Raw genomic sequence first — 24,721 nt, 5'->3', positions numbered from 1 at the left:
GGCGACGATACGCCGCCGACCTTGGAACTGCCAGAATTGCACAATGCCAGTCGCCGGATCGCCTCTCGACGACTTCGCCGACGACGCCCGGGGCGAGGGGCTCGTCATCCTCGCCGACAACCTGCCCGTGCTCGGCGGGTTCGCCGACGGGTCATTCACGCTGATCTACCTCGACCCGCCGTTCAACACCGGCCGCCCGCAGGCGCGTCGCTCGACCACGGTCAAGCGGGTGCCGCTGCCCGAAGCGGTGGCCGGGCATCCGGATGCCGCCGGCACCGTCGAGACCCCGGTCGCCGCCGCGGGCGCGCCCCCCGCAGTCCCCGCGTCGCCCACCGCGGTCCCCGCGTCGCCCGAGGCCAATCCCGCGTCTCTCGGGGCGGCCGACCCGGTGCCCGGCCGCTACGCCGGCTTCAAGGGCCGCCTCTACGACCGCATCAAGGGCGACCTGCTGCAGTACGACGACCGCTTCGACGACTACTGGTCGTTCCTCGAGCCTCGGCTGGTCGAGGCGTGGCGGCTGCTCGCCGACGACGGCACGCTCTACCTGCACCTCGACTACCGCGAGGCCCACTACGCGAAGGTGCTGCTGGACGCGCTGTTCGGGCGCGAGTGCTTCCTGAACGAGATCATCTGGGCCTACGACTACGGGGCCAAGTCGAAGAACCGGTGGCCGACGAAGCACGACACGATCCTCGTCTACGTGAAGAATCCGGCCTCGTACTACTTCGACTCGGAGACCGTCGACCGCGAGCCCTACATGGCGCCCGGGCTGGTGACGCCCGAGCGCGCGGCGCGGGGCAAGCTGCCGACGGACGTCTGGTGGCACACGATCGTGTCGCCGACCGGGCGCGAGAAGACGGGGTACCCGACGCAGAAGCCCGAGGGCATCCTGCGCCGGATCCTGCAGGCCTCGAGCCGTGAGGGCGACTGGGTGCTCGACTTCTTCGCGGGCAGCGGCACGACGGGCGCGGTCGCGGCGGCGCTCGGGCGCAACTACGTGCTGGTCGACCGGAACGAGGCGGCCATCGACGTGATCCGCCGCCGGCTGCCGGCCGCGCGGTTCGTCGAGGCGCCGGCCGTACCGTCGGTCGAGGCCCCGCCCGTCGCCTGACCTCCCGGTCTCCGACGTGGCACCCCGTGGCGATGTCGGTCGCCCGTGGTCGACTGGGTGCACGACCGCGCAGGGTGCCGGTGGTGGAGGAGGAGTCGTGAGCCAAGACGAGACCGTGACGGTCGCCGAGGGGGAGGCCCGGGCATCCGTCGTCGAGGGCGCACCCTGGTGGCGCCAGGCCGCCGTGTACCAGATCTACCCGCGCAGCTTCGCCGACGCGAACGGTGACGGGCTCGGCGACCTGCCGGGCGTGACGTCGCGCGCCGACTACCTCGAGCGGCTCGGGATCGACGCGGTCTGGCTGAGCCCGTTCTATCCGTCGGAGTTGGCCGACGGGGGCTACGACGTCGCCGACTACCGCGACGTCGACCCGCGACTGGGAACGCTCGCCGACTTCGACGCGATGCTGGACGCGCTGCATTCGCGGGGCATCCGGGTGGTCGTCGACATCGTGCCGAACCACAGCTCCGACCGCCACGTCTGGTTCCAGGAGGCGCTCGCCGCGGGGCGCGGCTCGGCGGCGCGCGAGCGGTACATCTTCCGCGACGGCACGGGCACCGACGGCGCGGAGCCGCCGAGTGACTGGCAGTCCGTGTTCGGCGGGCCCGCGTGGGAGCGCGTCGCCGACGGCCAGTGGTACCTGCACAGCTTCGCGGTCGAGCAGCCCGACCTGAACTGGTCGAACCCCGAGGTGCGGGCCGACTTCGTGCGAACGCTGCGCTTCTGGTCGGATCGCGGGGTCGACGGCTTCCGCATCGACGTCGCCCACATGCTCACCAAAGACCTGAGCGAGCCGCTGCCCTCGGCGGCCGAGCTCGAGCTGATCCCGCGCGACGGCGATCACCCGTTGCTCGACCGCGACGACGTGCACGAGGTCTACGCCGAGTGGCGCGCGGTGTTCGACTCCTACGACCCGCCGCGCACCGCCGTCGCCGAGGCGTGGGTCGACAAGGCGCGCGTGCCGCTCTACGCCCGGCCCGAGAGCCTCGGCCAGGCCTTCAACTTCGACCTGCTCGAGGCCGACTTCGACGCGGCGCAGTTCCGCGCCGTGGTGCAGGAGAACCTCGAGCTCGCCGCCGCGTCGGGCTCGTCGAGCACCTGGGTGCTGTCGAACCACGACGTGGTGCGGCACGCGAGCCGGTACGGGCTGCCGCATCCGGCGCGCACGGCCGACGGTCATCCGGCGCAGAAGCACGGCAGCGAGTGGCTGCTCTCGGGCGGTACCTCGCCTGTTCTCGACCGCGAGGCGGGGGAGCGCCGGGCCCGGGCCGCGACCCTGTTCGTGCTCGCGCTGCCCGGGTCGAGCTACCTCTACCAGGGCGAGGAGCTCGGGCTGCACGAGGTGGCCGAGATACCGGATGCCGAGCGGCAGGATCCGACATTCTTCCGCAGCCGGGGTGCCGAGATCGGGCGGGACGGGTGCCGCGTCCCGCTGCCCTGGGAGCCGTCGGCGGAGACCGCCTTCGGGTTCGGCAGCGGCGGCTCGCACCTGCCGCAGCCGGAGTGGTTCGGCCGCTCCGCTGTGTCGGTCGAGGAGGGTGACCCCGACTCGACGCTGTCGCTGTACCGGCGGGCGCTCGAGCTGCGGCACGCGCTGCAGACCGCCGAGTCGCTCGAGTGGGTCGAGACCGGGCGCGCCGACGTGCTGCGGTTCCGGCGGCCCAACGGGTGGGAGGTCGTGACGAACTTCGGCGGCTCGCCGTTCCCGCTCGACCGGGCCGACGCCGTCGTGGCGAGCGTGCCGCTCGTCGAGGGCGCGCTGCCCGCTGACGCGACGGTGTGGTTCGGGCCGGTGGCCTTACGCGTCGGTGCGGGTCGGCGTCCTGACCGCCGGAGTGGGCTGGTCCCGCGTCTTGACGGGCTGGTGCGGGACGGTCTGGCATCCTGACGCGTCGGTGGGGGCGGGTCAGTCGGCCCAGCCGCCGAGGTGGGCCGCGAGCTCGGGTTCGGGCGGGAGGGCGCGGAGGCGCGCCGAGCGGCGTTCGACCGTGAACTCGTGCGCGTCGGGGCGGCGCTCGCAGCGGTGCTCGGCGCGCTGGGCGGCGACGGTGACGGTGAGGGCGGTGGCGGGGTCGTGCAGTTCGACCCATCCGAGTTCGCCGGCGCCCACGTCGTCGGTCGCCCGGGCCAGGGCGGCGCAGAAGGCGGCGCGGTCGGCGCGCGGCACGGTGACGAGGGAGTCGAGGGTGACGGTGACCCGGGCATCCGCTCTGCTCGTGGCGGGGGAGGTTCGCCCCTGCATGCGGTCGTCGCCCGGGAAGAGTGCGGCCAGCGCGTCGTCGAGCACGAGGCGGGCGGCGGGAAGCGCCTCGAGGAGGAGGTCGGCGCAGACGGCGGTCGCGGCGGGCGTGCCCGGCGGCAGGGTGACGACGATGTCGGGGGAGGCGCTGCGGAGACCGCGGCCGACCGAGCCGGGCACGCCGATGCGGTTGAGGAGGAGGAGGGTCTCGCGGTTCATCCGGCGGCGGAGTTCGTCGGGGTCGTCGCTGCGCCCGCTGACGTCGGGGCCGTTGTGCCAGGCGACCGCGGAGGGCACGTGGGCGAGCACCGCACCGCGGGTGAAGGCGCGGTGGGCCCACTCCCAGTCCTCGCCGCCGTACTCGTCGAAGCTCTCGTCGAAGCCGCCCGTCGCGGCGAAGAAGGCGCTCGAGCAGGCCAGCACCGAGGAGATGACGTAGCGGTACGAGCGCTGATCGGCCTCGAGCAGGTCGCGGCTCCGGGCGTAGGCGTCGCGCAGCCACGCGGGTTCGCGCAGCTCGGCGAGCGGGCCGGCGACCTCGACGGGAGCGGCTGCGGCGGCTCCGGCCGCGTCGATCCCGGCCGCGTCGGGTGAGGCAGGCGCGTCGCCGAAGTCGGCGTGCCGTCGCCGCCCCACCGTCACGGCGTCGTCCCGCACGGCCGGCAGCCGCGTGAGCTCGGCGACGTACGAGGGCTCGGGCGCCGTGTCGGCGTCGAGGAAGCACAGCACCGACCCCCGGGCCGCGGCGGCACCGCGGTTGCGCGCGGTCGCCGCCCGGAACCCCCGATCGGGCAGCCGGATCAGCTGCACCCCCGGCGGCACCACCGGTGCCGTGGCCGATCCGTCGTCGACGACGATCACCTCGAGCAGCTCGGCCGGGTGGGTCTGCCGGGCGAGCGCCCCCAGCGTGCGCGCGAGATCGCCCGGCTGCTCGTAGTGCACCACGACCACCGACACGAGCGGCGGATGCTCGGCCCGCACTCCATCGAGCACCGACCAGTCGTTCCCCGGCACCCGCACACCCGCCCCTGCCCCGGCACCGGCCCCGGTCCCGTCGGCGGCCCCGGCCCCGGCGGCGGCACCCGCCCTGGCGGCGGCACCAGCCCCGGCAGCGCCACCCGCCCCGCTCACCACGCGACCTCCCGCCAGAACGCCCGGTACAGCGCCGCGACCTCAGCCGTGTCGGGCCCCAGCTGCGCCCGCGCGCCGGCGTCGAGCCACGTGCTCTCCGGATCGGCGAGGGCGTGCGCGATGGCCGATCCCAGCCCCTCCGCGCTCGTCAGCGTGAGCGACCCGCCGTGCAGCTCGGCCATCTCCTCCATGTACGGACTCGCCACCACCACCGGCCGCCGCCCCGCGCTCAGCCACGACGCGAGCGACCCCGACGCCGACACGTGCTCGTGCGCGATCACCGGCACCGCCGTGCGCCGGCTGCGCGCCAGCAGCTCGGCATCCGAGAGGTAGCCCGTCACGACAAACCCCACGCCGAGCTCACCGGCGAGTGCCGCGAGCCCCTCGAGATCGCGTTCGTGACCAGCGGATGCCCGTCCCAGCACCTCCACGTCCGCCGCCCCCGCCAGTCCGGCCACGGCCCGGATCACCCGGTCGTGCCCCTTCCCCGGGTACACGAACCCCAGCACGCCGACGGTGGGATGCACGCCCGGCACGACCGTCACCGGCGGGTGCGGATCCACCGGCAGCGGGATGACCGCCGCCCGCGCCGCCCCCGAGGTGTGCCGCCGCAGCAGCCGCAGCTCGTGCTCGCTGTTCACCACGACCCCCGCCGCGGCGCCGACCACGCGCCGATATGCCTCCGAGCGGAGCCGCAGTCCGTCGTCGCCGTCCGAGGGCTGCGGCACGTCGTGCAGGGTCACCGTCACGGCGCCCTCCGCGGCGATCCGCTCGACGGCGGCCGCGGCGGCGCCCGGGTCGTCGCCGAACAGCCGGTCGGTGAAGTGCAGATGCCGGCGGTGCGGATGCGCGGCCGCCGCCGAGGCCCCGAGCGCGTCGGCCAGCTGCTGCGCATACCGCGTCACCCCGTGTCGCGGGTCGGCCCCGATGTGCAGGCGCGGCAGCGTGCCGCTCACGACGCGCCCTCGCGCACCCCGAGCAACCCCAACGTCGACGCGTGCCGCGCCAGCCCGGCAGCGACCGCCCCCGGATGCCCCGCGTACCACTCGAGGTGCGCCGCCCGCACCTCCTCCACCGAGACGGTCCGCCCCTCGACGACCCAGTCCGCCACGGGCGGATCGGCCAGCCCGAACGCCTCGATCACCGCGGAATCCCGCGGCGCGTGCACCGAGTCGAGCAGCGGCAGGCCCGGATCGGCCGCCGGCCCCGGCAGCCCCAGCTGCGCCAGCACCCGCTCCCCGAGCGCCGCCCAGACCGGGTTGCCCGGGTGGTTGATCGTGCGCATGAGGTCGAACGTCGGCGCCGCGAACAGGTCGGAGGCCACGACCGTCCCGTGCCGCTCCTCCCGCGAGCGCAGGGCGGCGACCGACTCGGCGGCGACCGCGCGCACGGCGTCCGGCGTCAGGGCGGGCAGCCGCAGCCCCGCCGCCTCAGCCAGCACTCCGGCGTCGTGGTACGCGACGATCGGCGGGGTCGCCGACGGGTCCTCGGGCGGTCGGATGATCAGGTGCCGCGGGTACAACCCGGCGAAGCGGATGACCGGCAGCACGGCCCGCCGCGTTCCGGGCCGCGTCTGCGCGAACAGCTCGCGGGTGCCCAGCGGCAGCTCGCGGTAGCCGTCGCGGATCGGCTGGGCGACCACCGCATCCGCCCGCTCGAGCCAGGCCGCGAGGAACGGCAGGTCATCGGCGACGAGCTCGTGCACCGGCGGGATGCGCACGGTCGTCGCCGTATCGGCCGGCACCACGAGACGCAGCGACTCGGCCTGGCAGTTGCCGAGCGCGAGCAGCACGGTGTCGGAGGCGCCGACCGCGGGTGCCGCGTAGAACGTGCCGTAGTGCCGACGGCGCGCATCGTCAAGGGTCGGGTTCACTCTCTCCACTCTCCACCGAAAGGCAGCGCCCCGCACGAGCGGAACCCCCCGCTTCGGCCTAGCGTCGAACCCGACATGAGTGCGCGCCCGAACCCGATCCGCGTGGCCAGTGTCCCGGCCGGGCATCCGTACGTGCGGTCCGTCGCGCCGGGGCCCGAGGTCGCCCGTCTGCTGCCCGACCCCGAGCTCGGCCGGCCGCCGGGGCAGTGGTGGCCGCCGGCGCAGTTCGACCCGTCCTGGCTCCGCGCGAACCTCGACGGCTTCGACCTGCTGCACGTGCACTTCGGCCTCGAGTCGGTGCCCACCGCTCAGCTGGTCGAGGCGCTCGCGCTCGTGCGTGCCGCCGGGCATCCGATCGTCTTCACCGTGCACGACCTCGAGAACCCCCAGCTCACCGACCAGGCCGTGCACCGGGCGCAGCTCGACGTGATGGTCGCCGCCGCCGATGAGCTGATCACACTGACGCCGGGTGCCGCCGCCGTCATCCGCGAGCGCTGGGGCCGGGCCGCGACGGTCGTGCCGCACCCGCGCATCGCCGAGCACGACCCCCTCGTCGACCTGGTTCCGGATGCGCGCCCGCGCCTCGGCGCGCACCTCCGCGACCTCCGCCCGAACATCGACGCGCTCGCGGTGGCACGCTCGCTGGCCGCCGGCGCCCGGGCGCTCGCCGCGGCGGGGCGACCGGTCGACGCGGTGCTGCGGCTCGACGAGCGGGTGCGTGACGCCGCGACGGCCGCCGAGCTCGAGCGCTTCGTGCGGGACGGCGGCGGCCTCACCCTCGAGCGCGGCCCCCGCCAGGGCGACGTCGAGCTCGAGCGCTGGATCGCAGGGCTCGACGTCGCCGTGATGCCCTACTCGCACGGCACCCACTCGGGCTGGGCCGAGCTCTGCTGGGACCTCGGCGCCGTCGTGGTCGACGACGGGCACGGCTTCATCGCCGAGCAGCTGCCCGACGGCGTCGTGGTGGGCGCTCCGGGGGAGGCGCCGGCGGCGCTCCTCGCCCGCGCCCTCGCGCTCGCGACCCCGCCCGGATCGCCCGAGCGCCGCGCGGTCGTCGCCCGGCGGAAGGCCCGGCGGCACGCCGAGCAGATCTCGATCGGAGAGGCGCACGCCGCCGTCTACCGTCGCGCCCTCGGGAGCAGCGTGCATAATTAGGTAATGCTTACCTATGTGCCCCGCGCCGAATCGGACCGCGACGGCCGCCCCTCGTACCGTCCGTTCCGGGCCGAGGTCGTGCGCATCGTCGAGCTCAGCCCCTGCTTCCGCCGGGTGACCTTCACCGGCCCCGACTTCGGCGACTTCGGCACCGCGGGCCTCGACCAGCGCATCAAGCTCGTGCTCCCGCACGCCGACGGCAGCTACGGCGACTGCGGCTGGGACGACCCGGAGGTGCTCACCGACGGCACCTGGTACGAGCGCTGGCGCACGCTGCCGGAGGCGGCGCGGAACCCCATCCGCACCTACACGGTGCGCGCGATCCGCCCGGCCGAGCGGGAGCTCGACGTCGACTTCGTCGTGCACACGGATGCCGCGCATCCCGGAGCCGACGGCCCCGCCGCCGCCTGGCTCGCCGGTGCGAGCGCGGGCGACGAGCTGATCATCGTCGGCCCCGACGACCGCAGCCGCGACTACGCCCTGGGCCTCGACTGGCGGCCCGGCGAGGCCATCGACTACCTGCTCGCGGGTGACGAGACCGCCGCCCCGGCGATCTGCGCCATCCTCGAGTCGCTGCCCGCCGGCACCCGGGCGCACGCGTTCATCGAGGTGCCCTGCTCGGCCGACGAGCAGCCGGTCGAGACCGCCGCCGAGGGGTCGGTCACCTGGATCGCCCGCGACCGGGGCGGCCGGCTGCAGGATGCGGTGCGCGGCTGGCTCGACACCCACCGCGAGGCCATCGCGCCGGCCCTGGCCGCCGGCGTGCAGGAGCTCGCCGAGATCGACGTGGACGTCGACATGCTCTGGGACTCGCCCGTCGACGTGCACGGGCGGTTCTACGCCTGGCTCGCCGGGGAGTCGGCGACCATCAAGGGGCTGCGCCGGCTGCTCGTGAGCGAGGTCGGGGTCGACCGCCGGAAGGTGGCGTTCATGGGGTACTGGAGACTCGGCAAGGCCGAGGGGTCATGACGCGGGCCGCTCCGGCGGCCGCATCCGCTCGCCCTGCCCGACCGGGACGGCGGGGCCGGCCGGTGCGCGTGCTCGGGCTGGTCGGGCTGCTGCTCGGGGTCGTGGTGGCGGTGGCGCTGAGCCTGCTGCTCGGGTCGCGGTCGATCGACTTCGGTGCGGTGCTGGGCGCCTTGACGAGCGGGGGTGGCAGCGGGTCGGATGGGTCGACCGAGCAGATGGTCGTGCTCGACCTGCGCGTGCCGCGCACGATCATCGGTCTCGTCGCGGGCGCGGCGCTCGGCCTGGCCGGAGCACTGATGCAGGGGCTCACGCGCAACCCGCTCGCCGACCCTGGACTGCTCGGCGTGAACTCGGGGGCGTCGCTGGCGGTCGTCGTCGCGATCTCGGTGTTCGGCGTCGCGAGCCCGATCGGCTACATCTGGTTCGCCTTCGCGGGCGCCGCCGTCGCCGCGGTCGTCGTCTACGCCGTCGCCTCGGGGCGCACCGGGCCGACGCCGCTCAGCCTCACCCTCGCCGGCGCCGCCGTGACCGCCGTGCTCACCTCGCTGATCACCCTCGTGCTGCTGCGCGACCTCGACACCCTCGGCCAGTACCGGTTCTGGTCGGTCGGCTCGCTGGTCGGCCGCGACGCGTCGACGGTGCTGCCGCTCATCCCGTTCCTCGTGGTCGGCGCGGTGCTCGCCCTGGTGCTCGGGCGCGGGCTGAACGGGCTCGCCCTCGGCGACGACGTGGCGCGCGGGCTGGGGCAGCGGGTCGGGCTCACCCGGGTCGTGGCGGGGGTCGCGATCATCCTGCTCTGCGGCTCGGCGACCTCGCTGGCCGGGCCGCTGGTGTTCGTCGGGCTGGTCGTGCCGCACCTGGCGAGGCGGATGATCGGCACCGACTACCGGTGGATCCTGGCGTACTCGGTGCCGCTCGGTGCCATGCTGCTCGTGCTCGCCGACACCGTGGGGCGGCTGATCGCGCAGCCCGCGGAGCTCGAGGCCGGCATCGTGGTGGCGCTGATCGGGGCGCCGGTGCTGATCGCGCTGGTGCGCCGCGACCGGGCGGTGACGCGGTGAGCGGGAACGCGACGGGCGGCGCGGCGGCTGGCGGCGCGGCGGTGGGCGGCGCGCCCGTGGGCGGCGCGCTGCGCCGTGTGCGCGCTGCCGGCCTGCACCGGCTCGTCGTGGTGTGCGGGCTCCTGGCCCTGCTGCTCCTCGCGATCGCGGTGCTGGCGCTGATGCTCGGCGACCGCGTCGTGGCCCCGCAGGACGTGCTCGCCGCCGCCGTCGGCCAGGGCTCGGGAGGCGACCGCTTCGTCATCCTTGGTCTGCGAGCACCTCGGCTCGCCCTGTCGCTGCTCGTGGGCGCATGTTTCGGTCTCGCCGGAGCCGTGTTCCAGAGCCTGCTCGGCAACCCGCTCGCGAGCCCCGACATCATCGGCATCTCCCAGGGGGCGAGCGCCGCCGCCGTGACCGCGGTGCTGCTGTTCGGCGCGAGCGGTCTCGCGGTCTCGGGCGCGGCCTTCGGCGGGGCGGTGCTCGCCGCCGGCCTCATCCTGCTGCTGGCCGGTCGCGTCGGCCGCTCGGGCGCGGTGGGGTCGGGCGGCGCCGCCGGATCGCGCTTCGTGCTGATCGGGATCGCCCTCGCCTTCCTCGCCCAGGCCCTGATCGGCTACCTCCTCACCCGCGCCGACGTGCGCGACGCCCAGGGCGCGCTGCTCTGGCTGGTCGGCAGCATCGGCACGGTGCAGGTGCCGGAGCTCGTCGTCACGGCGGTCTCGGCGCTGCTCCTGTCGGTGGCGCTCGCCCTGCTCGCGCCGCGGCTCCGGATGCTCCAGCTCGGCGACGAGGCCGCCACCGCCCTCGGGGTTCGCGTCACCCCGGTGCGCCTGCTGCTGCTCCTCGTCGCCGTGGCGTTCGCCGCGGTCGCGACGGCGGCCGCGGGCCCGGTGGCCTTCGTGGCGTTCGTCTCGGCGCCGATCGCCCGGCGCCTCGTGGGCGGACTCGGCCCCGCGCTCGTCGCGAGCGCCCTGGTCGGGGCGGTCGTCGTCGGCGGCGCCGACGTGCTCGCCCAGCACGCCGTCGCCGGCCTCCAGGTGCCCGTCGGCATCGTGACCGGCATCGTCGGCGCGCCCATCCTGCTCACCCTGCTCGCGCGGGGCAACCGCACCCGAGGAGCCGCATGACCTCCCTCCCGCCCGCCGCCGCCGCGCATCCGGAGCCCGACCGCGCCGCCGACGTCACCGGGCCCGACCCCGCCGCCGCGCATCCGCTGCCCGAGCCGCACGAGCTGCGCGCCGACGCCCTCACCCTCGCCTACGACGGCCGCCGCGTCGTCGAGGGCCTCGACGTCGTGATCCCCGACGGCCGCGTCACCGTCGTCGTCGGCCCGAACGCCTGCGGCAAGTCCACTCTGCTGCGCTCCTTCGCGCGCCTGCTGCGCCCCGAGAGCGGAACCGTCACCCTCGACGGCACCGAGGTGCACCGCTTCCCCAGCCGCCGCCTCGCCACCCGCCTCGGCCTGCTGCCGCAGCAACCGGTCGCGCCTGAGGGCATCACGGTCGCCGACCTCATCGGCCGGGGCCGCTTCCCACGCCAGGGCCTGTTCCGGCAGTGGACCGCCGACGACGACCGCGCCGTCGACGAGGCCCTGCGCGCCACCGACACCCTCGCCATCGCCGAACGCCGGGTCGAGGAGCTCTCGGGCGGCCAGCGCCAGCGCGTCTGGATCGCCATGGCCCTCGCCCAGCAGACCGACGTGCTACTGCTCGACGAGCCCACGACCTTCCTCGACGTCACCCACCAGATCGAGGTGCTCGACCTGCTGCTCGAGCGCAATCGCACGCAGGGCATCACCGTCGTGATGGTGCTGCACGACCTCAACCTCGCCGCCCGCTACGCCGACCACCTGATCGTGATGTCGGCCGGCCGCATCGTCGCCGAGGGCGCGCCCGCCGACGTGATCACGCCCGAGACGGTGCGCACCGCGTTCGGCCTCGATTCGCTGGTCGTCCCCGATCCGGTGAGCGGATCGCCGATGGTCGTACCCAAGGGACGGTTCCACGGCGGCGTCGACTGAGCTGTTTGCGCGGCCGGGTCGATGGCCTATGGTGGTTAGGTAAGCCAAGCCTTACTCCACAGCATCCTGAAGACCCCGACTGGAGACACCCGTGCCCCGCCGACTGAAGCTCGCAGCCCTCACCGCATCCGCCCTCGCCACAGCCCTGGTGCTGGCCGGATGCTCGACCGGCGCCGCGGGTGACGCCCCCGCCTCCGACTCCGCCGCGACCGGCGGCGACGTCACCATCGAGCACGCTTTCGGCGAGACCACCGTGCCCGCCGACCCGCAGAACGTGGTCACCCTCGGCTGGGGCAGCACCGACGCGGCGATCGCGCTCGGCACCATCCCGGTCGCCATCCCCTTCGACTCCTACGCGGGCGACGACCAGGGCGTGCTGCCCTGGGTGAAGGAGGCCGTCGAGAAGGCCGGCGCCGAGATGCCCGAGGTCCTGCCCGAGACCACCGACGACGAGCCGCCCTACGAGGCGATCGCGGCGGCCGACCCCGACGTCATCCTCGCCGTCTACTCGGGCATCACCGAGGAGCAGTACGAGACGCTCAGCCAGATCGCCCCCACGGTCGCCTACCCCGACCAGGCGTGGAGCACCCCGTGGCGCGACGTCGTCACCACGGTCGGCAAGGCGCTCGGCAAGGACGAGCAGGCCACCGAGGTGCTGCAGGGCATCGACGACCAGCTGGCCGAGGCCGCCGCCGCGCATCCGGAGTTCGAGGGCAAGACGATCGCCGCCGTCTGGGACGTCGCCGGCACCTTCTACGTCTACAAGAAGGAGGACCCGCGGGTCGAGTTCATGCTCGACCTCGGCTTCGAGAGCGCCCCGTCGGTCGACGAGCTGGCGAACGGCGACTCGACCTTCTTCTACACGCTCAGCTACGAGCAGCTCGACCAGCTGAAGGCCGACGTGGTGCTGAGCTACGCCGACACGCAGGCCGAGGCCGACGCGTTCCTGACCGCCCCGCAGACCTCGGTCATCCCCGCCGTGCAGGCCGGGAACGTGGCGCAGCTCGTGGGCACGCAGTACATCGCCGCCGTCTCGCCGCCCACCGCGCTGTCGCTGCCCTGGGGCCTCGACCAGCTGGTCGACGCCCTGGCCGCCGCGACGAAGTAGCGCCCCGCGAACGCCGGCGCCGGGGCCCCACACCCCGGCGTCGGCCTCGCGCTGTGCGCACCGGTCTGCGCGCGGGGTCGCCTCGCGGGCTAGAGCAGCTGGTGCATCCGTCGCCCCAGCAACTCGCGCAGCACGATGGCGGTCGAGGTGCGGCGGATGCCCCGGCACTCCATCAGCGCCTGCGTGATGCGGTAGACGTCGTCGGCGTCGACCGCGATCACCTCGATCTGCAGGTCGCTCTCGCCCGAGATGCCGAGGCAGCCGACCACCTCGGGGATGCGCGCGATCTCGTCGATCAGCCCCTCGAACCGCGCCTGGTCGATCTCGGCGGTCACGAACGCGCGCAGCGGTCGCCCCACGGCGGCGGCGGGCACCTTCGTGGTCTCGGGCAGCAGAACGCCGTCATAGAGGCGACGGATGCGCGCCTGCACGGTGCCGCGCGCGAGGTTCAGGCGCTCGGCGAGGTGCGCCACCGTGGCCCGCGGCACCCGGTCGAGCTCCCTCAGGATGCGCCGGTCGGTGCCGTCCAGCAGTGGATCGGCGTCGCGCGCGGCGGTCGTGGTCGGGGTCGCGGTCGGGTCGCTGGTCATCGGTCGTTCCGATCAGTCTCGGCGCCCGGCACTGGGCGCGATTGAGCGTTCTGACCACTCAGAGTAGTCACTCTTGCGGCGAGCGGGGCGCGATCTCATCATGGTGACCATGACGATCACCGCCGACCAGCCCGCCCTCGCCCCCTCCCTGCTGTCCGCCCGCCCGCATCCCGCGGGGCACGAGCGCGTGGAGGTCGTGCGCGGGGCCCGCTCCGGCCTCGTGATGATGGTCGCCGTGCACTCGACGCGGCTCGGGCCGGCCCTCGGCGGCTGCCGGCTCTGGCACTACGACACGGTCGACGAGGCCGTCGCCGACGCTCTGCGGCTCTCGGCCGGGATGACCGCGAAGAACGCCCTGGCCGGGCTCGCCCACGGCGGCGGCAAGGCCGTGATCATGGCGCCCGACGAGCCGCTCGATGCCGCCCGGCGCGAGGCGGCCTTCCTCGACCTCGGCGATCTCGTCGGCTCGTTCGGCGGCTCCTACGTCACGGCCGAGGACGTCGCGACCGGCTCGGCCGACATGGCGGTCGTGGCCCGGCGCACCCCGGCGGTGGTCGGACTGCCCGAGGCCGACGGCGGCCACGGCGACCCGGGGGAGTACACGGCCCGCGGCGTGCACAGCGCCCTGCTCGCGGTGCTGCCGCGCATCGGTGTCGCCTCGCCGGAGGGTCTCCGGGTCACCATCGTGGGCTTCGGGCAGGTGGGCAGCCGGCTCGCGCGCACGCTCGTCGAGGCCGGGGCGGTCGTCAGCGCGACCGACGTGAACCCGGTCCGCCGGGCCGCGGTCGAGCAGCTCGGCGCGACCTGGGTGTCGCCGGCGGACGCGCACCGGCTCGAGACCGACGTCTTCGTTCCGGCCGGTGTCGGCGGCATGCTGAGCAGCGCGGTCATCGACGAGCTCGACTGCCGCGCCGTCGTCGGCCCGGCCAACAACCAGCTCGCCGAGGCCGACGGAGGCGACCGCCTGGCCGCGCGCGGCATCCTGTACGCGCCCGACTACGTGGTGAACGCGGGCGGCGTCATCCACCTCGGCTCGCCGGGCTCGTCGCGCGAGGAGGTGCTGGCGCGCATCGACGCCCTGGGCGCCCGCCTCGACGAGGTGCTGGCGCTGGCCGAGGCCGAGGCGCTCACGCCGTCGCGCGCGGCCGACCTGCTGGTGGCGCGCCGCCTCGCCTCCTGAAGCCGCCGGCCGCCTGCCGCCGGCCGACGTGCCAGGTGGACGGTCGCTGTGAGTCGGTTGCGCCGCGCGGGGACAGGGCCACAGTGGAAGTGAGGGCGATCGGCCCCCACGACGAGAGAGGAGCCCACCCATGAGTGCAGGCGACAAGATCGAGAACGCGGCGGAGAAGCTGGGCGGCAAGGCCAAGGAGGCCTTCGGCAAGGCGACCGACGACGACTCGAAGGTGGCGGAAGGCCGCTCCGACCAGTCGAAGGCCGACCTCAAGAACGCGGGCGAGAACGTGAAGGACGCCTTCAAGAACTAGCCCCCCCCCGCACCGGTAGCGCAAACGGCCCTTCCCCACCGCGGGGAGGGCCGTTTGTGCGACCCGGGCAGGCCCGGGCAGCGCGGGCGGGGCAGCGCGGGCGGGGCAGCGCGGGTCAGGCCGAGCCGCGGCGCACGAGCGACGTGGGGATGACCGTGCGGCGCGGCACGTCCTCGCCCGCGATCAGGGCGATCAGCACCTCGGCCATCGCCTCGCCGAACTCCATCGCGGGCTGCCGCACCGTGGTGAGCGGCGGAGTCAGCGTCGGCGCGAAGGTGTCGTCGTCGAAGCCGATCACGGCCACGTCGTCGGGGATCCGGCGTCCGTGCGACGTCAGCACCCGCATCGCCCCCGCCGCCATCTGGTCGTTGGCGACGAACAGTCCGTCCAGGTCCGGCGCGCGGGCGAGCAGCCGCTCGGTGGCCTCGGCCCCGGAGTCCTGAGTGAAGTCGCCGAACTCCACGAGGTCGACGGATGCGCGTCCCGCCCCCGAGGCGGCGACGGCCTCGCGCCAGCCGTCCAGCCGGTCGAGTCCCGCGGGCATGTCCTGCCGCCCGGCGATCGTGCCGACGCGGCTGCGACCGAGGCCGAGCAGGTGCTCGACGGCGCGGCGGGCGCTGTCGACGTTGTCCACGTCGACGTGGTGCCGGTCGGTCAGCCCCGGGATGAGGGGCCGGCCGCCGAAGACCATCGGCAGGGCCGATCCGAGGCCGACGTAGGAGTGGTCCTCGGCATGGTGCGAGACCACGAGGGCGCCGTCGACGTTGCCGCCCTGGAGGTAGCGCCGGGTCTTCTCCGGTCGCGACTCCGACGCGATGAGCAGGTTCAGCGTGTAGTCGGTGTCGCCGAGCACCCGCGCGACACCGCGCACGACGGGCGCGAAGAAGGGATCGGCGAACACCGTCGACGCCGACTCCGGCACGATCAGCGCGATCACGTCGGCCCGCCGGCTCGCGAGCGAGCGCGCCACACGGTTCGGCACGTAGTCCAGCCGGGCGACCGCCGCCTGCACCTGCGCGATGATCTCCGGCGCGACCGACGTCGAGCCGTTCACCACCCGCGACACCGTGGCGCGCGAGACGCCGGCCTCGGCGGCCACCATCTCGAGCGTCGGTGTGCGCACGCCCCGATTCACCGGCTAGCCGAGCACGGCGGCCGACGCGGGGTCGACGGCGCGAGCATCCGTCGCCGCCGCGATCTGCGCCGCATAGGCCAGCGCGCTGTCCTTCGGCGTGCGCTCGAGCGTGTCGTAGTCGACCCGAACGATGCCGAAGCGCTTGCCGTAGCCCCAGCCCCACTCGAAGTTGTCGAGCAGCGACCAGACGAAGTAGCCGCGCACGTCGGCGCCGGCGGCGATCGCATCCGACACCGCCTGGATGTGGTCGACGATGTACGTCGTGCGCAGCTCGTCGTGGATCGCGCCGTCGGCCGCCACCTCGTCGTCGTAGGCGGCGCCGTTCTCGGTGACGTAGAGCGGCGGCAGCGCCGGGTACTCCTCGCCGAGGCGCACGAGCAGGCGGGTCAGCCCGCTCGGGTTGACCTCCCAGCCCATGCCGGTCAGCGGCAGGCCGCGCAGCGGGAAGGTCACGTACTCCGAGCCCACGAAGGGCGAACCCACCGAGCGGATGCCCCCGGCCACCGCGTGCGGGTCGGCCGGCACGAGCGACGGGTCGGCCGGCACCTCGAGCGGGTGCCCGCTGACCATGTCGTCGTGGTAGTGGTTCACGCCCAGGAAGTCGAGCGGCTGGGCGATGATCTCGAGGTCGCCGGGGCGCACCAGCGCGTCGTCGCCGAAGGTCAGGCCGAGGTCGGCGAGGTCGGTGCGGATGTCGTCGGGGTACGACCCGCGCAGCAGCGGGTCGAGGAAGATGCGGTTGTTCAGCCCGTCGACGCGGCGGGCCGCCTCGAGGTCGACGGGGTCGCCGGCGTCCTTCGGGATGGCGTTGGTGAGGTTCAGCGTGATGCCGATGTGCTGCGCCCCGAGCTCGCGCAGCCGCTGCACGGCGAGACCGTGGCCGAGGTGCTGGTGGTGCACGGCGGCGATCGCGGCGGCGGGCTCCTGGCGGCCGGGAGCGTGCACGCCCGAGGCGTAGCCGAGCAGCGACGAGCAGAACGGCTCGTTGAAGGTGGTCCAGTTGGCGACACGGTCGCCCAGGGCGCCGTGCACGATCTCGGCGTACTCGGCGAAGCGGTAGGCGGTGTCGCGGTTGGCCCAGCCGCCCGTGTCCTCGACGGCCTGCGGCAGGTCCCAGTGGTAGAGCGTCAGCCAGGGCAGCACGCCCGCCTCGAGCAGCTCGTCGACGAGCCGCGAGTAGAAGTCGAGCCCGGCGGGGTTCACGTCGCGGTCACCGGGCCGGATGCGCGCCCAGCTCGTCGAGAACCGGTACGACTGCAGGCCGAGCCGCTTCATCAGGGCCACGTCCTCGGGCATGCGGTGGTAGTGGTCGACGGCGACGTCGGGGGTGTCGCCGTTCAGCACGGCGCCGGGCACCCGGGAGAAGGTGTCCCAGACCGAGGCCTCCTTGCCGTCCTCGAAGGCGGCGCCCTCGATCTGCGCGGCAGCGGTCGCCGATCCCCAGAGGAATCCGGGCGGGAATGAGGTGGTCATGCGGGGCACTGCTCCTTTGCCTGGTGCTGACACGCTCGCTCCGGGTGCGAGAGAGCGCTCTCTGCAGTGTACAGGCCGCCTCCCGCGTAACAGAACTTCGCAAAGGGCGGGGGTTCCGGATGCGCGTGCGACCCTGGTTCATCATGACCGACGACTCCCGCACCCCCCGCCACGGCTTCGCGACCCGCCAGGTTCACGCCGGCGACGCGCGGGGCGACGGCGTCAACGCCCGTGTCACCCCGGTGCACCTCACCGCAGGCTTCGTCTTCGACGACTTCGCGCAGGCGCAGGACCGGTTCTCGGGCGCCGACGACGGCTTCAGCTACACCCGGCTCGCCAACCCGACGAACGCCGCGGTCGAGCGCCGGATCGCCGCCCTGGAGGGCGGCACCGAGGCCGTGCTCGTCGGAAGCGGCCAGGCCGCCGTGACCGTCGCCGTGCTCGGCCTCCTGCAGGCCGGAGACCACCTCGTCTCGGCGAACAGCATCTACGAGGGCTCGCGCGGGCTCTTCCTCGACAACTTCGCCCGGCTCGGCATCGAGACCGACTTCGTCGTCGACGCGAACGACCCGCTGGCGTGGGAGATCGCGGTGCGCCCCACCACCCGGGCGTTCTTCGTCGAGTCGATCCCGAACCCGAAGAACGACATCGTCGACCTCGCCCTGGTGGCCGAGGTGGCGCACCGGCATGGCATCCCGCTGATCGTCGACAACACCTTCGCCACGCCGTACCTGCTGCGACCCCTCGAGCACGGGGGAGACGTGGTGGTGCACTCGGCGAGCAAGTTCCTCGCGGGGCACGGGGCGGTGCTCGGCGGCGTGGTCGTCGCGGGCAAGACCTTCGACTGGGACGGTTCCGCGCCCGACGGCACGGCCCGCTTCCCGCACCTGACGAACCCGGTGCGCTCGCTCGGAGGCCGCTCGTTCGCCGAGCGCTTCGGCCGCGGGGCGTTCCTCGCCTACGCCCGCGACGTGGTGGCCGCGCGGCTCGGGCCGACGCCCTCACCGCTGAACGCGTTCCTGATCCAGCAGGGCATCGAGACGCTGTCGCTCCGGGTCGACCGGCAGTCGTCGTCGGCGCTGGCGATCGCGACCTGGCTCGAGCAGCAGCCCGAGGTCGAGAGCGTCGACCACGCCGGGCTGCCCTCGAGCGCCTACCACGCGCTGGCCCGGCGCTACCTGCCCGACGGGCAGGGCGCCGTGTTCGCGTTCACGCTGCACGGCGGGCTCGAGGCGGCGAAGACCTTCTACGACCGGCTCGAGCTCTTCACCCGGATGACGCACCTCGGCGACGTGCGGTCGCTCGTGCTGCATCCGGCGACGACGACCCACGCCTGGCGCACTCCCGAGCAGCGCGCGGAGGCCGGCATCGCGCCGGGACTCCTGCGCCTCTCGATCGGCGTCGAGGACCCGGCCGACCTCACGGCCGACCTCGCCCAGGCCCTGACGGGCCTGCCGACGGCCGCTGCGATACAGACCGCGGTCACGAGCGGCGTGCCCGCGTGACCCGCCTGCAGCACTTCGGCTGGTTCCTCTCGCGCGGCTTCGGCCCGCACGGCTGGGGCCACCCCTACTACGACTGGAACGACCGCTGGACGAGCCCGAAGCTCTACCAGCAGTCCGCCCGCGACCTCGAGCGCGCCGGCTTCGATCTCGTCATCATCGAGGACGCCCTCTCGCTCGGAAACGCCGACACGCTCGATCTCCGCATCCGCTCGGCCTACGGCGGACCCAAGCACGACCCGCTGCTGCTCGCGCCCTACCTCTTCGCCGCGACGGAGCACCTCGGCATCGCGCCGACCGTGAATCCGCTCGCCTACCCGCCCTACCAGGCGGCCCGCCAGTTCGCGACGCTGCAGCACCTCAGCGACGCGCGCTTCGGCATCAACGTGGTCACCGACGTCGGCTCGAGCCGGCACTTCGGCGCCGCGCCGCTCGGCCACGACGAGGCATACGACCGGGCCGAGGAGTGGCTCACGGGCATCCGCGACCTCTGGCACAGCTGGGGGGCGGATGCTCTGATCGCCGACCCCGCGACCGGCCGTTTCGCCGACGGCACCCGCCTCGACCCCGTGCGGCACCGCGGTGAGCACTTCACCTTCGACGGCCCACTGAACGCGCTGCCCTTCCCGCCCCTCGGCCCGGAGGCGCTGAGCGGGGACCCCGTCGTGGTCTCGCCCGGCGGATCGGGCCGCGGCCTCGGCTTCGCCGGCGCGCACTCCGAGGTGCAGCTCGCCCTGGCCTCGCTCGACCTCGACACGGTGCGGGCCTACCGCGCGAAGGTGCACGAGGCGGTCGTGGCGGCTGGGCGCACGCCGGCCGACATCGACGTCCTGTTCGTGTTCAAGCCGATCGTGGCGGCGAGCCCCGAGGAGGCGCAGCGCATCGTCGACGCCTCACTGCACCCCGACGACCAGGCGCTGCAGACGGTCGCCGCCGCCTGGTCGAGCGACCTCGAGACCGACCTCACGGGGCTCGACCTCGACCGCCCGGTCGACCCCGCGATCTTCGGCGACCACGTCTCGAAGGGCAGCATCAAGGGCCTGCTCGGCCGCCACGACTCCTTCGCCGACGCGTCCCTGCGCGAGCTGCTGACCGCCAAGGCGAAGCTCGGCCGCATCAGCACGCGCGAGGGCTACGTCGGCACCGCCGAGGAGATCGCCGACTTCATCGAGGAGTTCGGCGAGGAGGCCGGCAACGACGGCTTCATCTTCTCGGGCGACCTGCACCCGGTCACCGTGCACCGGATGCTCGACGAGCTCGTCCCGGTGCTCCGCCGCCGCGGCATCCTCCGCAGCTCCTACGGCGATGCCGGCCTCCGCGGCAACCTCCGCTCCTTCTGACGTCGGCGGACCCGCGCGGTCAGCGGTCGGCGGGGCGCTGCACCGGGGTGGACGAGGTGTCGGGCAGCACGAGCGCGCCCATCTCCTCGGCCGCGAGCTGCGCGCGCACCGCGGTGTCGTCGTGCGCCGCCGCCTCCGCGTCGGCCGCCGTCCCGCGGGAGGTGGCGTCGGCGGCGTCGGCCGCCGCGCTCTCCTCGAGCGCCGACTTCTGGCGCAGCGGGGTCGCCTTCAGGAAGAAGCTCAGCACGAACGCGACGAGCACCACCGCGAGGCAGACCCAGAACACCGTCGAGGTCGCGTTCGCCCAGGCGTCGACGAACGGCAGCGTCAGCCGCGGGTCGGCCCCGACGAGGAACGAGGTGTCGCCGCTCAGCGCGTCGCCGAGGGTCGACGGGTCGGCCTGGGCGTTGGTGAGCACCTGCAGGATGCCGGCGTTCGCCGGGTCGGCCTGCACGGCGGGGTCGGCCGCTGCCACCCGGGTGCCGTCGATGATCGCGGGGTCGGTGAACGAGGCGGCGAGGGTGGACCCCAGGCGTGAGAACAGCACCGAGAAGACCACCGCCGTGCCCAGCGTTCCACCGATGGAGCGGAAGAACGTCGAGCTCGAGGTGGCCACGCCGATGTCGCGCGGTCCGGCGGAGTTCTGCGCGGCGATCGTGAGGGTCTGCATGAGCTGGCCGAGCCCGAGGCCGACCACGAGCATCCCGATCAGCACGAACCAGACGGGCTTGTCGGCCGAGACGAAGGTCAGGTAGAAGAACGCGGCGCTGAGCAGGCCGGTGCCGAGGATGGGGAAGATGCGGTAGCGGCCGGTGCGCGAGATGAGCTGGCCCGAGACGATCGAGGAGATCATCAGGCCGAGCACCATCGGGATCATCAGCAGGCCCGCCTCGGTCGGGGTGGCGCCGGTGGCGATCTGCAGGTAGTTCGGGATGGTCATCATGGCGCCGAACATGCCGAAGCCGACGAGCACGCCGAGGATGGTGGCCATCGAGAACGTCGGGCTCTTGAACAGCTTCAGCGGGATGATTGCGTCGTCGCCCATCCGGCGCTCGACCACGATGAACAGCGCCAGGCCGAGGGGAGCGAGCACGTAGCAGAGGATGGAGCCCCACGAGCCCCAGCCCCACTCGCGGCCCTGCTCGGCGACCAGCAGGAGCGGCACGACGGTGAGGATGACCGCGGCCACGCCCCACCAGTCGATCCGCACGGCGCGCTTGGTGTGCGGGATGTGCAGGAACAGCAGCACGATGACCATCGCGACCGCGCCGATGGGCAGGTTGATCAGGAAGATCCAGCGCCAGCCGGTGATGCCGAGGATCTCGGGCGCGCCCGAGAGCAGGCCGCCGAGCAGCGGGCCGATGACGCTGGAGATGCCGAAGGTGGCGAGGAAGTAGCCCTGGTACTTGGCGCGCTCGCGGGGGGCGAGGATGTCGCCCATCACGGTCAGCGCTAGGGACATCAGGCCGCCGGCGCCGAGACCCTGGATGGCGCGGAAGATCGCGAGCTCGTACATGTTCGTGGCGATGCCGGCGAGCAGCGAGCCCACCAGGAAGATCGCGATCGCGATGATGTAGAGCGGACGGCGGCCGAAGATGTCGGAGAGCTTGCCGTAGAGGGGCGTCGAGATGGTCGACAGGATGAGGTAGCCGGTCGTCACCCAGGCCTGCAGGCTGATGCCGTCGAGGTCGTCGCCGATGGTGCGCATCGACGTGCCGACGATGGTCTGGTCGAGCGAGGCGAGGAACATGCCCGCCATCAGACCGAAGATGATGAACAGGATCTGGCGGTGCGTCATGCGCCCGCCCGACTCGGCGAACGCCTGGTTGCGGGCGTCGGCCTTGGCCTGACGGGTGGTGGGTTGTGCGGCGGATTCGGCGCGAGACATGGGCGTCCTCGGGGGCAGAGAAGGCGGACCGCGCAGAAACTTGCGCAGACTGCAAAGTTACACCCTCTGCACCCCACCACCAACCACCCCCACCCCGAAGTCATCGCGTCAGTGACCGGCAGTATTCTGCCGATACCGGGCTCGGGGCTGCTCCTCGACAATCGTCAGGGCCGTATCGGCGATATTTTGCCGATTCCGCCTTCCGGCCGCTACAGTCTGACCATGGAAGCTCTCACCGGCACTATGTCGCCGCTGAACCACGCTCGTCTGGAGATCGGCGCTTCGGTACGACGGAGCCGGCAGAATGCGCTTCTCGACCAAGCCGACCTCGCCGATCTCGCGGGCGTTTCGGTGCGCACCCTCCGAGACATCGAGACCGGCCGGGGCAACCCGGGACTCGATGCGGTGCTCGCGGTGCTGCACACACTGGGCGCGCGTCTCGAGGTGGCTGGATGACCGACGCCGGCAACCTGACCGCCCTCCGCTTCACGGAGGCTGCGGACGTGTACAAGGGTGGTCGTCTCGCGGCGTCGCTCGAGCGGGTGCCGGGAACAGGGATCCGGTTCTCGTACCGCCCCGAGTACGCGGCGGTCGATTCGCCCCCGGTCGCGTCGACCCTACCGCTCGACGCGGAAGCGACCGTGACCGCCGGCGGCAGTCTGCCCGCCTTCTTCGCCGGGCTGCTGCCCGAGGGACGTCGGCTGACCGTCCTCCGCAGTGCGCTGAAGACGAGCCTCGACGACGAATTGACGCTGCTGCTCGCGGTGGGAGCCGATCTGCCCGGCGACGTGCAGGTCGTCCCGCAGGGCTCCGATCCGGCCGAGCCCCCGTCGGCGGTCGCGGGCGGGCTCGCCGAGCAGGAGTTCTCGGCCCTCGTCGACGAGATAGACCGGCACGGCCTGCCCGGTGTGCAGGACAAGCTGAGCGCCGAGATGATCAGCAGCCCTGTCGCCCTCGAGGCGGGCCGGTTCATCCTGAAGCTCGACCCGCCCGCCTACCCGCACCTGGTGCAGAACGAGGCGGCGCACCTGGTCGCGGCGCGAGGGCTGCGCCTGCCGGTCTCGGACGCGACCGTCGTGCACGACCGGGTCGGCGCCGAAGGGCTGCTGGTGCGCCGCTTCGATCGGGTGCGGGTGGCCGGCGGATGGCGCCGGCTCCCCCTCGAGGACGCGACCCAGGCGCTCGGCCTTCCGCCGGCCGACAAGTACCGCATCGACGCGGCCGACGCCGTGGGCGCCCTGGCCAGGCTCTGCGCAGCTCCCGCCGTGGCCGTGCGCAACCTCTACCTGCAGTTCGTCTTCGCCTGGCTGACCGGCAACGGCGATCTGCACGGCAAGAATGTCTCGGCGCTCGGCGATGGGGACGGGCGCATGGCGGTCGCGCCCATCTACGACGTGCCGTGCACCCTGCTCTATGGCGACGACAGCCTCGCGCTCCCGGTGGCCGGGCGCACGACTCGGCTGCGGCTGAGGCACTGGCACGAGTTCGCCGACGCGATCGGGCTGCCGCAGCGGGCGGCGCGGTCGTCGAACGCGATCGCGTTGCGCGCGGCAGGCGGGGTCGACCTCGGCACGCTACCGTTCACCGGGTCGCCCCTGAAAGGAGCCGAGCGAGAGCTGCGCTTTCGGCGAAGCGAGCTGGGCTGACTGCCCGGCGGGGTCAGCCGCCGAAGAGCTTGCCGAAGAAGCCCTGCTTCTTCGGGGTGTAGCCCGCCGCCGTGAGGGCCTCGATGAGGGGCGCCTTCACCTCGTCGGTCGTGAAGGAGTAGCCGTAGGTGTTGCCGACGTGGGTGCCCTGACGGTCGGTCGACTCGGCCGCGACCGGAGTGGCGCCGAACTCGAACGAGATCTTCTTCTGCCGGCCCGAGAACGTCGAGGTGCCGCCCGAGATGCCGATGCCACCCGGACGGGCGCGGGCGGTCACGTCGGACGAGGTGTCCGTCTCGTGGAAGGTCCAGGTGCCCTCGGCGGGGTCGAGCTCGACCCGCAGCTCGTAGGCGCGGTCGATCAGGCCGGCCGCCGTGAAGGAGGCCCACTTGACGTCGGCGTACTTCCAGGTGGCGCGGAGGCCGTCGGGCTCCGCCGTGTAGACGAAGGGCAGCTCCTCGCTGTTCAGCGCGAGCACGGCGTTCTGGGCGTCGGCGAGCGGAGCGGCCATCAGACGGTCGTCACCGCGCTCGACTGGATCTCGCGCAGCTCGCCCCAGAGCGACAGCGCCTGCGACCCGGTCGCGGTGGCGGTGATCTGCACCAGGTCGGCGACGGGGCCGTTCTCGACGACGACGATCCGCACGCCCTGCATGAGGGTGCCCACCCGCTCGTCGGGGTAGCTGAACTCGATGCGGTAGCCGTCGCGGCCGAGCACCTCCTGCGCCTCGCGGCCGCCCTCGACGACACCCGGCAGCGCCTCGACGCGCGCGGTCACCTCGTCGATCGCGGTCTGCAGCGCGTAGCCGGCCGTGAAGCGGGTGATCGCGACCACGACGTTCGGCCGGAAGGTGCCGGGCTCGACCGTCTTGCCGGTCGCGAGCACGGCGCCGGGAGCGGCGAGCGGGGTCCAGTCGTCGGGCACCGTGAGGCCGATCGTCGGCAGGCCGGGAGCGGCGTCACCGGGGAAGGTCAGTGTCTGGGGCATGGTTCGAGCCTTTCTGAAGTCGGGGAG

At 73.5% G+C, this 24,721-nt stretch carries 23 protein-coding genes; 14 read left to right on the top strand and 9 right to left on the bottom strand.

The features are described 5' to 3' along the window. Positions 1-43 precede the first annotated feature (43 nt). Positions 44-1,111 carry a site-specific DNA-methyltransferase gene (locus ITJ64_RS06220; protein WP_194679840.1) on the top strand — a complete coding sequence of 356 codons (1,068 nt, stop codon included), beginning with the start codon at positions 44-46 and terminating at the stop codon, positions 1,109-1,111. A 115-nt stretch (positions 1,112-1,226) separates the two neighbouring features. Further along, the gene (locus ITJ64_RS06215; RefSeq protein WP_194680769.1) at positions 1,227-2,999 is read left to right on the top strand and encodes a glycoside hydrolase family 13 protein; all 1,773 of its coding nucleotides are present in this window, start codon (positions 1,227-1,229) and stop codon (positions 2,997-2,999) included. Between the two features lie 18 nt (positions 3,000-3,017). On the opposite strand, the gene ITJ64_RS06210 is transcribed toward ITJ64_RS06215, so the two are convergent. The 3 genes from ITJ64_RS06210 to ITJ64_RS06200 are packed head-to-tail and all read right to left on the bottom strand — an operon-like array spanning position 3,018 to position 6,354. Then, complete coding sequence (locus ITJ64_RS06210; protein ID WP_370545062.1) at positions 3,018-4,481, bottom strand: glycosyltransferase family 2 protein; 1,464 nt, start codon at positions 4,479-4,481, stop codon at positions 3,018-3,020. Continuing rightward, complete coding sequence (locus ITJ64_RS06205) at positions 4,478-5,437, bottom strand: hypothetical protein (RefSeq protein ID WP_194679839.1); 960 nt, start codon at positions 5,435-5,437, stop codon at positions 4,478-4,480. The genes ITJ64_RS06210 and ITJ64_RS06205 overlap by 4 nt, the downstream gene beginning before the upstream one ends. After that, positions 5,434-6,354: a WcbI family polysaccharide biosynthesis putative acetyltransferase gene (locus ITJ64_RS06200; RefSeq protein ID WP_194679838.1), complete on the bottom strand. Its 921-nt coding sequence runs from the start codon at positions 6,352-6,354 to the stop codon at positions 5,434-5,436. Before ITJ64_RS06200 ends, ITJ64_RS06205 begins: the two co-directional genes overlap by 4 nt. Before the next feature lie 75 nt (positions 6,355-6,429). Between ITJ64_RS06200 and ITJ64_RS06195 the strand changes: the two genes are divergently transcribed. From ITJ64_RS06195 to ITJ64_RS06170, 6 genes are all read left to right on the top strand, one after another. Beyond that, positions 6,430-7,509 carry a glycosyltransferase gene (locus ITJ64_RS06195; protein WP_194679837.1) on the top strand — a complete coding sequence of 360 codons (1,080 nt, stop codon included), beginning with the start codon at positions 6,430-6,432 and terminating at the stop codon, positions 7,507-7,509. A 3-nt stretch (positions 7,510-7,512) separates the two neighbouring features. Further along, a complete protein-coding gene (locus ITJ64_RS06190) occupies positions 7,513-8,478 on the top strand; it encodes a siderophore-interacting protein (protein ID WP_194679836.1) in 966 nt (321 codons plus the stop codon). Then, on the top strand, positions 8,475-9,539 hold the full coding sequence (locus ITJ64_RS06185; RefSeq protein ID WP_194679835.1) for an iron ABC transporter permease: 1,065 nt from the start codon (positions 8,475-8,477) through the stop codon (positions 9,537-9,539). Before ITJ64_RS06190 ends, ITJ64_RS06185 begins: the two co-directional genes overlap by 4 nt. Continuing rightward, positions 9,536-10,648: a FecCD family ABC transporter permease gene (locus ITJ64_RS06180; RefSeq protein WP_370545060.1), complete on the top strand. Its 1,113-nt coding sequence runs from the start codon at positions 9,536-9,538 to the stop codon at positions 10,646-10,648. Before ITJ64_RS06185 ends, ITJ64_RS06180 begins: the two co-directional genes overlap by 4 nt. Then, positions 10,645-11,541 carry an ABC transporter ATP-binding protein gene (locus tag ITJ64_RS06175; RefSeq protein ID WP_194679834.1) on the top strand — a complete coding sequence of 299 codons (897 nt, stop codon included), beginning with the start codon at positions 10,645-10,647 and terminating at the stop codon, positions 11,539-11,541. The genes ITJ64_RS06180 and ITJ64_RS06175 overlap by 4 nt, the downstream gene beginning before the upstream one ends. Positions 11,542-11,632: 91 nt before the next feature. Continuing rightward, a complete protein-coding gene (locus tag ITJ64_RS06170; protein ID WP_194679833.1) occupies positions 11,633-12,649 on the top strand; it encodes an iron-siderophore ABC transporter substrate-binding protein in 1,017 nt (338 codons plus the stop codon). A gap of 89 nt (positions 12,650-12,738) precedes the next feature. On the opposite strand, the gene ITJ64_RS06165 is transcribed toward ITJ64_RS06170, so the two are convergent. After that, positions 12,739-13,239, bottom strand: coding sequence for an Lrp/AsnC family transcriptional regulator (locus ITJ64_RS06165; protein ID WP_194679832.1), 501 nt, complete (start codon positions 13,237-13,239; stop codon positions 12,739-12,741). Positions 13,240-13,348: 109 nt separating this feature from the next. Here ITJ64_RS06165 and ITJ64_RS06160 point away from each other — a divergent pair, with 109 nt between their 5' ends. Beyond that, on the top strand, positions 13,349-14,419 hold the full coding sequence (locus ITJ64_RS06160; protein WP_194679831.1) for a Glu/Leu/Phe/Val dehydrogenase: 1,071 nt from the start codon (positions 13,349-13,351) through the stop codon (positions 14,417-14,419). A gap of 130 nt (positions 14,420-14,549) precedes the next feature. Then, positions 14,550-14,723 (top strand): CsbD family protein, encoded by a 174-nt coding sequence (locus ITJ64_RS06155; protein ID WP_194679830.1) that lies wholly within the window; start codon positions 14,550-14,552, stop codon positions 14,721-14,723. Positions 14,724-14,838: 115 nt separating this feature from the next. On the opposite strand, the gene ITJ64_RS06150 is transcribed toward ITJ64_RS06155, so the two are convergent. After that, positions 14,839-15,825: a LacI family DNA-binding transcriptional regulator gene (locus tag ITJ64_RS06150; protein ID WP_194680766.1), complete on the bottom strand. Its 987-nt coding sequence runs from the start codon at positions 15,823-15,825 to the stop codon at positions 14,839-14,841. Positions 15,826-15,861: 36 nt separating this feature from the next. Next, positions 15,862-17,331, bottom strand: a complete 1,470-nt coding sequence (locus ITJ64_RS06145) for a glycoside hydrolase family 1 protein (RefSeq protein WP_194679829.1) — start codon at positions 17,329-17,331, stop codon at positions 15,862-15,864. Between the two features lie 143 nt (positions 17,332-17,474). On the opposite strand from ITJ64_RS06145, the gene ITJ64_RS06140 reads away from it, so the two are divergent. Further along, positions 17,475-18,836, top strand: a complete 1,362-nt coding sequence (locus ITJ64_RS06140; protein ID WP_194679828.1) for an O-acetylhomoserine aminocarboxypropyltransferase/cysteine synthase family protein — start codon at positions 17,475-17,477, stop codon at positions 18,834-18,836. Next, positions 18,833-20,173 carry an LLM class flavin-dependent oxidoreductase gene (locus ITJ64_RS06135; protein ID WP_194679827.1) on the top strand — a complete coding sequence of 447 codons (1,341 nt, stop codon included), beginning with the start codon at positions 18,833-18,835 and terminating at the stop codon, positions 20,171-20,173. Before ITJ64_RS06140 ends, ITJ64_RS06135 begins: the two co-directional genes overlap by 4 nt. Before the next feature lie 19 nt (positions 20,174-20,192). On the opposite strand, the gene ITJ64_RS06130 is transcribed toward ITJ64_RS06135, so the two are convergent. After that, positions 20,193-21,971, bottom strand: a complete 1,779-nt coding sequence (locus ITJ64_RS06130; protein ID WP_194680765.1) for an MDR family MFS transporter — start codon at positions 21,969-21,971, stop codon at positions 20,193-20,195. Positions 21,972-22,172: 201 nt separating this feature from the next. On the opposite strand from ITJ64_RS06130, the gene ITJ64_RS19300 reads away from it, so the two are divergent. Next, a complete protein-coding gene (locus ITJ64_RS19300) occupies positions 22,173-22,517 on the top strand; it encodes a helix-turn-helix domain-containing protein (RefSeq protein WP_370545059.1) in 345 nt (114 codons plus the stop codon). Then, a complete protein-coding gene (locus ITJ64_RS06120) occupies positions 22,514-23,707 on the top strand; it encodes a type II toxin-antitoxin system HipA family toxin (protein WP_194679826.1) in 1,194 nt (397 codons plus the stop codon). Before ITJ64_RS19300 ends, ITJ64_RS06120 begins: the two co-directional genes overlap by 4 nt. Before the next feature lie 13 nt (positions 23,708-23,720). On the opposite strand, the gene ITJ64_RS06115 is transcribed toward ITJ64_RS06120, so the two are convergent. Together ITJ64_RS06115 and ITJ64_RS06110 are read right to left on the bottom strand one after the other, a co-directional pair. Next, complete coding sequence (locus tag ITJ64_RS06115) at positions 23,721-24,218, bottom strand: hypothetical protein (RefSeq protein ID WP_194679825.1); 498 nt, start codon at positions 24,216-24,218, stop codon at positions 23,721-23,723. After that, on the bottom strand, positions 24,218-24,694 hold the full coding sequence (locus tag ITJ64_RS06110) for an LpqN/LpqT family lipoprotein (protein WP_194679824.1): 477 nt from the start codon (positions 24,692-24,694) through the stop codon (positions 24,218-24,220). The genes ITJ64_RS06115 and ITJ64_RS06110 overlap by 1 nt, the downstream gene beginning before the upstream one ends. Positions 24,695-24,721 lie beyond the last annotated feature (27 nt).

The sequence above is a fragment of the Herbiconiux sp. VKM Ac-1786 genome (assembly GCF_015350805.1).
Lineage (GTDB): Bacteria > Actinomycetota > Actinomycetes > Actinomycetales > Microbacteriaceae > Herbiconiux.
Note: the sequence above shows the minus strand (reverse complement) of the source record. Positions and strands in the feature narration are given on the sequence as shown.